Here is an 11934-nt window from a genome sequence, read left to right on the forward strand (position 1 = left end):
TCTGGGCCGTCGATCGGGGGCGAGTTCTGGGGGCGGAGTCCGCTCAGCCGACCTCGGTGGCGGGCTCGGTGGTGAGGGCCGAGACGGCCTCGATCCGGGCGACGGCGTCGGTGACGATCCCGTCGATCAGTTCGGCGACCGTCGGCAGGCTGTCGATGATCCCGGTGACCTGTCCCGCGGGCAGCACGCCCGCGTCGGTGCGGCCCTCGACCAGCCCGGCCTTGGTGAGCATGGCCGAGTTGGCCGCCATCACGACCTGCGACCAGCTGAGATCCTTGGTCTTGCGCATGGCCAGGCCGTCGCGCATCAGCGTCGACCATTTCATGCCGGTCATCGACTTGAACCTGGCCGCGTTGGACACCGCCGCGGACAGGCCTCGCCAGCCGCCGGAGTGTTCCAGCTTGTCGACCAGTTCGGTGTTCAGCATCCGGTGCGGCATGCCGTCGACCTTCACCGAAACCACGGTGTCCTGCAGGCCACGTGCCAGGTACTCCTGCTTCACCGCGTCGGGCACGGTGCTCTCCTGGGTGAGCAGGAAGCGGGTGCCCATCGCGACACCGGCCGCGCCGTAGGACAGCGCGGCGGCCAGACCGCGGCCGTCGAAGAAGCCGCCGGCGGCGACGACCGGGATGTCGACGGCGTCGAGTACCGAGGGCAGCAGCAGGGTGGTGGCGACCGGACCGGTGTGCCCACCGCCCTCACCGCCCTGCACGATCACCGCGTCGGCGCCCCAGGAAGCCACCTTCACCGCGTGCTTGGCGGCACCGATCGAGGGAATCACCACCACGCCATGGTCTTTCAGCTTGGCGATGAGGTCCTGCTTGGGCGCGAGCGCGAACGAGGCTACCTTCACTCCCTCGCGGATGAGCAGGTCGATGCGCTCGGTGGCGTCGGTGGCGTCGGCGCGGATGTTCACGCCGAACGGATTGCCGGTGAGCGACTTGGTCTTGGCGACCGCCGCCTCGAGTTCCGCGAAGGTCATCGTGGCCGAAGCCAGGATGCCGAGGCCGCCCGCATTGGCGGTGGCCGCGACCAGCCGCGGCCCGGCGACCCAGCCCATCCCGGTCTGCACCACCGGATGCTCGATGCCGACCAGCTCGGTCAGCGGCGTCCGGAGCCTGGTCATGACGCCACTTCCTTCTCCCGGAAGCCCTTCGGGTCGAGCACGGTACGGATGATCCGCAGCTCCTCCCCGGTGGGCAGCCTGGTCTCGCCCGCGGTGCCGAGCTCGGCGACTTCGAAGGAGGTGTTCTCGGCGACCTCGTCGGCGGTCACGCCGGGATGCAACGACAGGGCGCGCAGGGTGTGGTCGGGCCCGCCGAAATCGAACACGCCCAGGTTGGTCACCACCCGGTGCAGGTGGTGGAACCGGTAGGCGGGGTTGTCCGGATCGATGCGGTCGTAGCCGATACCGGAGATGATGTCGACCTGGTCGACGAACACCCGCTTGCTGTGCCTCGGCACGAAGTAGCTGGTGGCGTGGTTGATGGTGTTGCCAGGCGCGCCGCGCACCCCGAACATCTGCCGGGTCGGCTGCTGCAGCGGGCCGAAGGCCGACAGGTTCTGGTTACCGAACCGGTCGAGCTGGTTGGCGCCCATCACCACGTGGCGGCGCCCGGAGGCGACCACGTCGAACACCTTGGAGAACGGGATCCAGCCCTCGACCGGCGCCTTCGCGCCGATGGCCGGAACCTCGGCGAAGAACAGCGCCTCGCCGTCGGACAGCAGCAGATCGGGTTCGAAAGTGAGCCGGGCCAGCCGGGCACCGATGGTGGTGACCGTCGACATCGGGCTCGCCATGATCTCGCCCGCCCCGCGGAAGATCTCCGCGGCGGCAACCACGCAGACCTCGGCGCGGGTCACCGGCGCCGCGGTCGCCCCGCCGTCACCCGGCACGGAATCGGCTAGCGATGCTGAACTCATTTCTGCTCCTCGGCGAAGGCGTGGACGGCGGCCTGGTAGTCGGCTTCGGAGACATCCAGATAGCGGGCCTTGAACTCGGCCCACGACTCCGGCGTCTGCGCGGCGGCCACATAGTGCTTCTGGAACTTCTCGTCGCGCCCGTAGCTGCCGGAGAAGGTGAAGTGCGCGCCACCCGGTGCCTCGACCACGCCGTCGACCATCATCCGGTTGAGGATGATCGACTGCTGCGGAACGGCTTTCACCAGTTCCTCGGTCTCGACCAGCCGGTCGGCGGTGACGTAGCGCCGCTCGGCGGCCAGGCAGTACAGGTCGTCGAAGTAGGGGTCGACGCCGGTGTAGGCGGCGTTGCCGTGCTTGTCGGCCAGGTCGAGGTGCACGAACGCGGCGTCGAGATCCAGCGCGGGCATGGCGACCAGGGTCTCGGTCCTGCCGTCGGTGGGGTACGGCGAGTCCACCGTCTTCAGCTCGCCCTCCCAGAAGTCGAGCACGGCGGAGCCGAGCCCGGCCCGGATCGGCAGGAACGGCAGGCGCGCGGCCGCGGCCTGCAGCCCGCACTTGACCATGCCCTCATCCATCTCCCGCACGGTGATGGCGCCCCCGGTGCGCGCCTTGGCGAACCATGGGTCGTAGAAGGGCGCGGAATCCAGGGACACGAAGCCGTAGTAGGCCTTACGCACTTTGCCCGCCGAGCACAGCAGGCCGAGGTCGGGGCCGCCGTAGGTGACCACGGTCAGATCGGTCACATCGGAGCGGAGCAGCGCGCGCACCAGCGCCATCGGCTTGCGCCGGGAGCCCCAGCCGCCGAGGCCGATCGTCATTCCGCTGCGCAGCTCGCCGACTACCTCGTCGAGCGTCATTCGCTTGTCGCGCATGGCTTTCTAGTTCTCCTTCTTCTGCGCGGCGAGGTCGTCGTCGAAGCGTGCCCTGATCTCGTCGGCGACGCCCGCGAGGTTGAGCTCCATGGTGAAACCCTGCTCGTAGCGGTAGGAGCGGTGCACGTCCTGCACGTCGATGCCGTTGAGCGCGCGCTTGGCGGCGCGGATCACGCGGCCGTCCTTGTTCGCGATGTTCTCGGCGACCTCCATGGCCGCGGCGTCGAGTTCGGCGCGCGGCACCACCTTGTAGACCGAGCCGTAGTGGTGCAACTGCTGGGCGGTGAGCTTGCCCGCGGTGTAGAACATGGTCCGCATCAGATGCTGCGGGACCAGCCGGGCCAGGTGGGTGGCCGCGCCGAGCGCACCGCGGTCCACCTCGGGCAGGCCGAAGGTGGCGTCGTCGGAGGCGACGATCACGTCGGAATTGCCGACCAGCCCGATGCCGCCGCCGAGGCAGAAGCCGTTGACGGCGGTGACCACCGGGACCTGGCAGTCGTAGACGGCCGCGAAGGCCTCGAAGCAGCCGTGGTTGGCGCGGATCAGCGCGGTGTGCCCGCTGTCGGCGTTCATCTCCTTGATGTCGACGCCGGCGTTGAAGCCGCGACCCTCGGCCCGCAGCACCACCACCCGGGTGGCCGGATCACGTCCGGCGTCCCTGACCGCGTCGGCCAGCGCGAACCAGCCGTCCGACGGCAAGGCGTTGACCGGCGGGTAGTCGACGGTGACGACTTCGACGCCCTCGGTTTCGGTGTGACGGATTATCCCCATCGCATGTCCCATCGTGCGCGCCCCGGCGAACCCGAGACAAAGCAAGCAATTGCTTGGTAGGTTAGCACGGTGGCTGTAGAAATCGACCTTTCCGCGCAGATCGTTCTGGTGACCGGTGGCGTCCGCGGCGTCGGCGCCGGTGTCAGCCGGGCCTTCCTCGCCGCCGGTGCGACCGTGCTGACCTGTGCCCGCCGCCCCGCCGACGAACCGATCGAGGTGGGTGGGCGCAGCACCGAGCACTTCACCTGCGATGTGCGCGACCCCGACGCGGTCGCGGCGATGTTCGAGCGGATCCTCGACCGGCACGGCCGGATCGATCACGTGGTGAACAACGCCGGTGGCGCCCCGTTCGCGCTCGCCGACGCGGCGAGCCCGAAGTTCCACCAGAAGATCGTCGAGCTGAACCTGCTCGCTCCGCTGCTCATCTCGCAGCGGGCAAACGCCGTGATGCAGCAGCAGGACACCGGCGGCTCGATCGTGATGATCACCAGCGTCAGCGGGCATCGGCCCTCGCCCGGCACCGCCGCCTACGGTGCGGCCAAGGCCGGTCTGGACAATCTGACCACCTCGCTGGCCGTCGAATGGGCGCCCAAGGTGCGGCTGAACTCCGTGGTCGTCGGCCCGGTGGAAACCGAACTCAGTCACCTGCACTACGGCGACGCCGACGGGGTGGCCGCCGTGGCCGCGACCGTACCGCTCGGCAGGCTCGCCAGCCCCGCCGACGTGGGCGGTGCCGCGCTGTTCCTCGCCTCACCCATGGCGGCGCACATCAGCGGCGCCGCCCTGCTCGTCCACGGTGGCGGCGAACGCCCCGCCTTCCTGGACGCAGCCAATACCAACCACTAGATCGATGGACACAGGAGCAACACACATGGACCAGCAGTTGATCTGCGCCGGGCGCACCGTCATCGTCACCGGCGCGGGCCGGGGGATCGGCCGCGCGCACGCGCTCGCCTTCGCCGCCGCGGGCGCGCGCGTGGTGGTCAACGACGTCGGCACCGCGCTCGACGGCGCCGCGACCACCGAGACGCCCGCGCAGCTGGTGGTCGACGAGATCGTCGCCGCCGGTGGCGAGGCCGCCGCCAACTACGACGACGTGGCCGACTGGGCGGGCGCACGCCGTCTGATCCACCAGGCCGTCGACACTTTCGGCGGCCTTGACGTGCTGGTGAACAATGCCGGCTTCGTGCGCGACCGCATGCTGGTGAACCTGGGCGAGGACGAGTGGGACGCGGTGGTCCGGGTGCACCTCAAGGGCCACTTCGCCACCATGCGGCACGCGGCCGAGTACTGGCGCGGCGAGTCGAAGGCGGGCAGGGCGGTCGATGCCCGCGTGATCAACACCAGCTCCGGCGCGGGTCTGCAGGGCAGTGTCGGGCAGGGCAACTACGGCGCTGCCAAGGCCGGCATCGCCGGGCTCACCCTCACCGCCGCCGCCGAGTTCGGCCGTTACGGCGTGACCGTCAACGCGATCGCCCCCGCGGCCCGCACCAGAATGACCGAGACGGTCTTCGCCGAGACCATGGCGGCCCCGGACTCGGGCTTCGACGCGATGGCACCGGAGAACATCTCCCCGCTGGTCGTGTGGCTCGGCAGCGCGGAGTCGGCCGGGGTGACCGGACGGATGTTCGAGGTCGAGGGCGGAAAGGTGGCGCTGGCGCAGGGCTGGCGGCACGGTGTCGCGGTGGATCGCGGTGCCCGCTGGAACCCGGCCGAGCTGGGTCCGGTGGTCGCCGAACTGATCGAGAAGGGCGTGCCGCCGGAGCCGGTGTACGGCGCATAGCAAACGCGCTAGGCGCAGGTCGGTGGAAAGTCCCCGGCCTGCGCCGATGGCATGTCACCCGTGTTCAGGGGGCTGAACGACTTTTGCTGGCTTCTGCGGTATCGGGGCCGTGGGTTTACTATGGGCTACTGTTCGTCGAATCCCGGAATGTGTCGCGACCGGGGGTAAATCTGCGCTGAGAAACTAAGGGGATGACAAGCGCATGGCCGTTGGTCGCATCTTGCGCGTACTTGCCGCCGCGAGTGTGCTGGCCGGATCCGCGCTACTCGGTCCGGCGATCGCTCTCGCCGCGCCCGAAAACCCGTCGACACCCGTCGCGCAGCCGCCGGGCAGCGGCAGTAGCGGCATCGGCGGCCAGGGGGGTGCGAACGGTCAAGGGGGTAATGGTCAGGATCTGGTGCAGCCCGGTGAGCTCCGCCTGCCGAGTGGCTCGTCCACGGGTCGGGCAGGCAACGCTCCGCAAACGCCCGCCGCGCCGCAGGCGCCAGAGGGTACCGAGGTCGCGGGCGAGGAATGGCAGCCGCTGACCATCCCCGGCCAGTCCCAGGTACCGAAGAAGGAGGTCGCCGGTTCCGGCTCGGCCGCGGGCTCGGCGGCGGTGGGTTCCGCCGCGGGTGCGGGCTCGGCGGCCGCGGGCGCGGTGCTCGGCACGGGTTCGGCGGGACTCGGCCTGCTGATCGGTTCCGGCTCCGCGGGCCTCGGTGCCATCCTCGGCACCGGTTCGGCCGGCGTCGCCGCCGTCCTCGGCACGGGTTCGGCCGGCGCGGCAGGCGTGCTCGCGACCGGTTCGGCCGGTGCCGCCGCGGTGCTCGGTACGGGTTCGGCCGCCGGTGCCGCCGTGCTCGGTACCGGTTCGGCCGCCGGTGCCGCGGTGCTCGGTACGGGTTCGGCGGCCGTCGGCTCCGCCGCCGTCGGAACCGGCTCGGCCGCGCTCGGGCTCGGCTCAGTGCTGGCCGGAACCGGTTCCGCCGCAGTGGGTTCCGCCGCCGTCGGGTCGGCTGCCGTTGGTTCGGCCGCGGTGGGTTCTGCCTCGCCGCTGCTGCTGTTGCTGCTGCTCCAGGTGCCGACCCCACCTGCGGCTCCGGCTCTGCCGTCGATCGCGATTCCCCCCGCGCCCGGCGCGCCATCGATGCCCGCCGTGCCGAATATCGCGGTGGCGGCACCGGTTCCGGCCGCTGTCCCGCCCGCACCGGAGGCGCCTGCCCCGCCCGCGCCTGCCGCCGCCCCGCCCGCTCCGCAGGCGGCGCCGAATCACGAGGTGAAGCCGACCAGCGACAACGGCGGGTTGCCCGAACCCGAGCTGCTCTCGGTGATCGGTGGCCTGATCGCGCTCACCCTGGCCGGAACCGGTTCGGGCGCAGTGAGTTTCCAAGGTGCCGCGGCAGCCCAGGCCAGGGTGAACGCGGCGCGTGCCGAATTCTTCGGACCGAGGTCGTGAGGGGATCTTCGATGAGTAAGAGCAAGACCCAGAGCACCTCCAGGTCCTACCGCCGCGTCGCCGCCGCGGTGGACGCGGTCTGCGCGGTCGCGGCGGACTCCGACGCGACCACCCTCGACGAGGTGGTCGCCGCCATCTCGCTCGAGCGGCAGCGCGAGATCGAGATCACCAGCGCGCAGCTCGGCCCCGGCGTGTGCGGTCAGCGCCGGTTCTATCCGGAACGCGACATCATCGTGCTCGCCGACGCGCTGCCGAGTCGCGACCACACCCTCGCGCACGAACTCGGCCACATCGTCTTCGACCACGAGGGCGCCCCGGCCGTCGAGACCACGCTCGAGGTCAGCGACGACCTGATCGCCTACATGCTCAGCCAGCGCGCGCACGCGCAGATCGTCGACGACGGCGCCGACGACCTCGCGGAATGGGAGGCCGAGACCTTCGCCGCCATGCTGATGACCCGGCTTCGCGTGTTCAACAACCGGGGCGCAGGCGTCTCGGTCCTTCGATTCGATGAGGCACTCGGATGACACTCTGGTTGACAGCCCTGCTGGTCTGGGTTGCCGCGGGTGCGCGAGTGGGTCGCGTGCTGGTGAAGCCGGCCACGACCGCCCGCGTGGCCATCGTCGTCGCGGTTTCCGCCGTCGCGCTCGCGTCGACCGTCGCCATTCCAGAGATGGCGGTCGCCATCGACAACCTGCTTCCCGGCGGGGTGCGTGGCGGGTGGTTGTCCACCGGCATCGTGGCTTCGGCCTGGATCCTGTTCACCGCGGCCACCTCGGTGGTGGCCTCGGCCGCGTGGCCGGTGGTCTCGCGCCGCAATCTGCGCCAGATCGCGATGGTCATCTACGGGATCGGTGCGCTGGCGATCGTCATCACGTTGGCGTGGTCGTTCACCTTCGGCTGGATGGTGGTGGCGCTCGGCGCCGTCTTCATCGTCACCACCGGTTTGCGCAATCTCGACTGGACCACGCTCGGTCGCGGCATCGCGATCTACACGGCGGGAACCGCGTTGGTGGCGGTGCTCGCGGTCGCCAACGCGGGCCGGGCACTGCAGGACGCCGAGCCGACGCCACCGGGGGAGCCGCTGTGGGGGTGGCAGGCCTGGGAGATCGCCAGTCTGCTCATCGCGCTCGGCGCCGTGTCGATCGTGATCGAGCTGTGGTGGCGGGCGCGGATACTGCTGCGCCGGATCCGTCCGCTGCACAAGCTGATGGTGGGGCGCTTCCCCGAGGTGGTCGCCCCCGAACAGAACGCCACCTCCACTCAGCTGAAGGCCTCCGATCACGTGGCGCAGGTGATGGACGCGCTGTATCTGCTCTCCGGCAGCGGCATCGTCATCCCGGCTGCGGGCGAGCCGCCTGCCTCGGTGCCGGAGCGGGCCGCGGTGGTGGCGGAGTGGGCGCGAAATCCGTTGGGGGACTTGTTCGTCGACGCGCGCTGGATCGCGCCGCCGCCCGGAGTGAGCCCGCGCGGCTGGGTACTGGCGATCGCGAACAAGTATCAGACCGCGGTGGAGGTCGAAGGCGCACCGCAGAACGCCACCGCCTGAGCGGAAGGGTGCGGAGGCGGCAGCGGAGCGTCACCACACAGCGCCCCGCTCAGGCGGCGTCGACTACAGCCTGAGGCTTACTCGCCGATAGCGAACGGGCCTGAGCTGGTGGAATCCACCGTCTCAGGCCCGCTCGCTGAAGCACGTATCCGGTCTTGCGTGATCCTTTATTCGGTTCCGTCCGGAGGAATTTCGGGCAAGCCTTCGCTGGCCCGCAACTTCTCCGCCATGGAGGTGAGCAGATTCTGTGATTCTTCGGAAAGGTCGAATGCCCTGCTGGACAGTCGGCGCAGCCCGTAGCCCTGCAGCTGCGCGAGCAGCTCCAGGTCGTGATCGATCTTGGCCGCGTAGATGTCGTTGAAGAAGTAGTCAGGCTTGACCTTGAAGAACTTCGCCAGGGCGGCCACCGTCTCGTCGGACGGGTTGGTTCGTTGTCCCGACCGCAGCTGCGAGAGATACGGCTTCGAGATCGGATGCCCGGAGGCAGTCAGCGCAGCCGCAACCTCTGCGTTGGTGTGCGGCTTGCGCCCCGGGGGATGCACGGTTTCGAACAGCTTGTTCAGCCGCGCCGCGAAATCAGCCATTGTGAGCCGCCCAATTCCCTTCACTGTACTAACAGTCGTTATCTCGGATACGTATCATTGATATTAGCGGCTCAGTAACTGAAAACCTACGCCTGAATCCGGATTTCTCTGCGGTTTCCGGCGTTCACCTGCGTACAGGGGCGCCGGCGGCCGCGTTTGCGGGTCACGCCAACGACTCTTGTGGAGCGGTGGGGTGTCCGAGTTCGTGCCCGTCGCGGGGTTCTTCAACCTTGGGTCGATAGTAGCCTGATGTTAGCTGATGCCTCATGTTCCCCCTCGGCCCCTGGATTGTGTGGCGTACGACACGTTCCGGGCGCCCGGGGATGAATGTTCAACCTGGGCGCCCGGTTTCGGTGCCGCCCAGTCTACAGGCGTTCGATGATCGTTCCGGTGGCGAGGGCGCCACCGGCGCACATGAGCACCATCGCGGTGCCCTTGCCGGTGCGTTCGAGCTCGTGCAATGCGGTGGTGATGAGCCGAGAACCGGTGGAGCCGACCGGGTGCCCGATTGCGATCGCACCGCCGTTGACATTTACCCGGTTCATGTCCGGCTGGTGTACAGCGGCCCAGGAAAGGGCAACCGACGCGAATGCCTCATTGATCTCGAAAAGGTCGATATCTGCAATCTTCATTCCGGAGCGCTCGAGCAGCCGGGTGCACGCCTGCACCGGCCCGTCGAGGTGGAACTCCGGCTCGGCGCCGACGAGCACCTGGGTGTGGATGCGCGCCCGCGGCCGCAAACCCCTACTGCGCGCGACAGTTTCGTCCATCAGCAGCACCGCGGCGGCTCCGTCGGAGATCTGTGACGAGGTGCCTGCGGTATGGATGCCGTCGGTCATCACCGGCTTCAGCGCGGCGAGGCCCTCCAGTGTGGTGGCGCGCAGTCCTTGGTCGCGGGTCACCTCCAGCTTTTCGCCGGTGGCATTGCCCTCGCTGTCGAGTACCGGCGCCGAGACCGGAAGAACTTCACGATCGAAACGGCCCTCGGCCCAGGCCTGTGCCGCCAATTCTTGTGAACGCAGACCGAATTGGTCGATATCGTTCCGGGTGATGCCGCGCCTGCGGGCAATTCGTTCGGCGGCGCCGAATTGGTCGGGCATATCGATCGACCACGAGGCAGGGCGTCGCGTCCCCGCCTCGGTGCCGACATTCGCGCCGAGCGGAACGCGGCTCATGGCCTCGACGCCACACGCCATGCCGACATCGATCCCGCCGGTCGCGATGAGCCCGGCGACGAGGTGGTTGGCCTGCTGGGCCGAGCCGCACTGCGCGTCGATGGTGGTCGCGCCGGTCTGCCAGGGCAGGCCCGCGTGCAGCCAGGCGACCCTGGTGACATTGTTGGACTGCTCACCCGCCTGGGTGACGCAGCCGCCGATCACCTGCTCGACCTCGGCCGGGTCGATGCCGGCCCGGTCGAGCAGACCGCGCTGGGCCAGGCCGAGCAGCTCGGCGGCGTGCAGTCCCGAAAGCTGCCCGCGCCGTTTACCGATCGGGGTGCGAACGGCCTCGACGATCACGGGTGTACCCATGAGATTCTCCCTCGTAACTGCAACAAGTTCTGTTCTGTAGCTCAGCGTAAAACCGCGTGGTTCTTCCGTCACGGCAACCCCTGTGCTTGAATGATTGTAGAACGTGTTTCAGTTTGTCGAAGGAGACATCTGGTGGTAGATCCGCGCACCGAACACGCCGGCCCCGCGACCGCTACGGGTACCCGGCCGAACCTGCCGGACGGGTTCGACGTCACCGACCCCGATATCTACGCCGAGCGTGTCCCGGTGGCAGAGTTCGCCGAGCTGCGGCGCGCCGCACCCATTTGGTGGAACGCGCAGTCGCCCGAGGTCGGCGGCTTCCACGACGACGGCTTCTGGGTGGTGAGCAAGCACGCCGATGTCAAGGAGGTCTCCCGGCGCAGCGACGTGTTCTCCACCTACGAGAACACCGCCATCCCGCGCTTCAACGACGATATCCAGCGTGAGCAGATCGAGCTGCAGCGCTTCGTCATCCTCAACAAGGACGCTCCCGAGCACACCAAGCTCCGCAAGCTGATCGCCAAGGGCTTCACCCCGCGCGCGGTCAACGGCCTGCGCGCCGAGTTGTCGGACCGGGCGGAGAAGATCGTGAAAGCCGCGGCCGAGGCCGGCTCGGGCGACTTCGTCACCCAGGTCGCCTGTGAGCTGCCGCTACAGGCGATCGCCGAGCTGATCGGGGTGCCGCAGGAGGACCGGATGAAGGTCTTCGAGTGGTCCAACGACATGACCGGCTACGACGATCCCGACAATGTCGACATCGACCCGGTCAAGGCGTCGATGGAGCTGCTCGGCTACTCCTACCAGATGGCCGAGGCCAGGAAGGCCTGCCCGGCCGACGACCTGGTCACCACGCTGATCGAGGCCGACGTCGACGGCGAGGCGCTCACCCCGGAGGAGTTCGGCTTCTTCGTCATCCTGCTCGCGGTCGCGGGCAACGAGACCACCCGCAACGCGATCAGCCACGGCATGATCGCCTTCATGGAGAACCCCGACCAGTGGGAACTCTTCAAGAAGGAACGCCCGGCCACCGCGGTCGACGAGATCATCCGCTGGGCCACCCCGGTGACCTCGTTCCAGCGCACCGCGCTCGAGGACACCGAACTCGGCGGCGTGCAGATCAAGAAGGGGCAGCGGCTGGTGATGCTGTACCGCTCGGCCAACTTCGACGAGGACGTCTTCGAGAACCCGGAGAAGTTCGACATCACGCGCGCGGACAACCAGCACCTTGCCTTCGGCGGCACCGGCGCGCACTTCTGCGTCGGTGCGAACCTGGCCCGGCTCGAGGTGGACCTGATCTTCAACGCGATCGCCGACCACCTGCCCGACATCACCAAGCTCGGTGACCCCAAGCGCCTGCGCTCGGGCTGGCTCAACGGCATCAAAGAGCTCCCGGTCGACTACCAGACCAAGGGCTGCCCGGTAGCCCACTGAGTTGTTGGAGCGCTGGCGCGCTCGAGTCGCGGCCCCCTTGGGTCCCGTCGATCA

General features: G+C 68.8%; 12 protein-coding genes. 6 read left to right on the forward strand and 6 right to left on the reverse strand.

Going from position 1 to position 11934, the window contains the following annotated elements; genetic code table 11:
- Positions 1-43: 43 nt before the first annotated feature.
- From ACFOW8_RS05725 to ACFOW8_RS05740, 4 genes are read right to left on the reverse strand one after another with little or no spacing between them, the layout of a single operon-like run.
- Entirely contained in the window at positions 44-1126 is a 1083-nt protein-coding gene (locus ACFOW8_RS05725) for an NAD(P)H-dependent flavin oxidoreductase (protein WP_378546469.1), read from the reverse strand.
- A complete protein-coding gene (locus tag ACFOW8_RS05730; protein ID WP_378546472.1) occupies positions 1123-1923 on the reverse strand; it encodes a CoA-transferase subunit beta in 801 nt (266 codons plus the stop codon). The genes ACFOW8_RS05725 and ACFOW8_RS05730 overlap by 4 nt, the downstream gene beginning before the upstream one ends.
- On the reverse strand, positions 1920-2795 hold the full coding sequence (locus tag ACFOW8_RS05735) for a CoA transferase subunit A (RefSeq protein ID WP_378546475.1): 876 nt from the start codon (positions 2793-2795) through the stop codon (positions 1920-1922). Before ACFOW8_RS05735 ends, ACFOW8_RS05730 begins: the two co-directional genes overlap by 4 nt.
- Positions 2796-2801: 6 nt before the next feature.
- Entirely contained in the window at positions 2802-3566 is a 765-nt protein-coding gene (locus ACFOW8_RS05740) for an enoyl-CoA hydratase family protein (RefSeq protein ID WP_378546478.1), read from the reverse strand.
- Between the two features lie 69 nt (positions 3567-3635).
- Here ACFOW8_RS05740 and ACFOW8_RS05745 point away from each other — a divergent pair, with 69 nt between their 5' ends.
- The 5 genes from ACFOW8_RS05745 (at position 3636) to ACFOW8_RS05765 (ending at position 8336) form a co-directional block, all read left to right on the forward strand.
- On the forward strand, positions 3636-4412 hold the full coding sequence (locus tag ACFOW8_RS05745; RefSeq protein ID WP_378546481.1) for an SDR family oxidoreductase: 777 nt from the start codon (positions 3636-3638) through the stop codon (positions 4410-4412).
- 25 nt (positions 4413-4437) lie between these two features.
- Positions 4438-5349, forward strand: coding sequence for an SDR family oxidoreductase (locus ACFOW8_RS05750; protein WP_378546484.1), 912 nt, complete (start codon positions 4438-4440; stop codon positions 5347-5349).
- Between the two features lie 202 nt (positions 5350-5551).
- Positions 5552-6787: a hypothetical protein gene (locus tag ACFOW8_RS05755; RefSeq protein ID WP_378546487.1), complete on the forward strand. Its 1236-nt coding sequence runs from the start codon at positions 5552-5554 to the stop codon at positions 6785-6787.
- An 11-nt stretch (positions 6788-6798) separates the two neighbouring features.
- The gene (locus tag ACFOW8_RS05760) at positions 6799-7314 is read left to right on the forward strand and encodes an ImmA/IrrE family metallo-endopeptidase (RefSeq protein WP_019044757.1); all 516 of its coding nucleotides are present in this window, start codon (positions 6799-6801) and stop codon (positions 7312-7314) included.
- Positions 7311-8336 (forward strand): hypothetical protein, encoded by a 1026-nt coding sequence (locus tag ACFOW8_RS05765; protein WP_378546491.1) that lies wholly within the window; start codon positions 7311-7313, stop codon positions 8334-8336. The genes ACFOW8_RS05760 and ACFOW8_RS05765 overlap by 4 nt, the downstream gene beginning before the upstream one ends.
- A gap of 167 nt (positions 8337-8503) precedes the next feature.
- Here the strand turns inward: ACFOW8_RS05765 and ACFOW8_RS05770 are convergent, their stop codons facing one another.
- Both ACFOW8_RS05770 and ACFOW8_RS05775 read right to left on the reverse strand, forming a co-directional pair.
- Entirely contained in the window at positions 8504-8920 is a 417-nt protein-coding gene (locus tag ACFOW8_RS05770) for a helix-turn-helix domain-containing protein (RefSeq protein ID WP_019044759.1), read from the reverse strand.
- Positions 8921-9285: 365 nt separating this feature from the next.
- On the reverse strand, positions 9286-10449 hold the full coding sequence (locus ACFOW8_RS05775; RefSeq protein WP_378546495.1) for a steroid 3-ketoacyl-CoA thiolase: 1164 nt from the start codon (positions 10447-10449) through the stop codon (positions 9286-9288).
- Between the two features lie 132 nt (positions 10450-10581).
- Here ACFOW8_RS05775 and ACFOW8_RS05780 point away from each other — a divergent pair, with 132 nt between their 5' ends.
- Positions 10582-11880, forward strand: a complete 1299-nt coding sequence (locus ACFOW8_RS05780; RefSeq protein ID WP_378546498.1) for a cytochrome P450 — start codon at positions 10582-10584, stop codon at positions 11878-11880.
- Positions 11881-11934: the final 54 nt, after the last annotated feature.

The sequence above is a fragment of the Nocardia rhizosphaerae genome (assembly GCF_042650365.1).
In the GTDB taxonomy this organism is placed as follows: domain Bacteria; phylum Actinomycetota; class Actinomycetes; order Mycobacteriales; family Mycobacteriaceae; genus Nocardia; species Nocardia rhizosphaerae.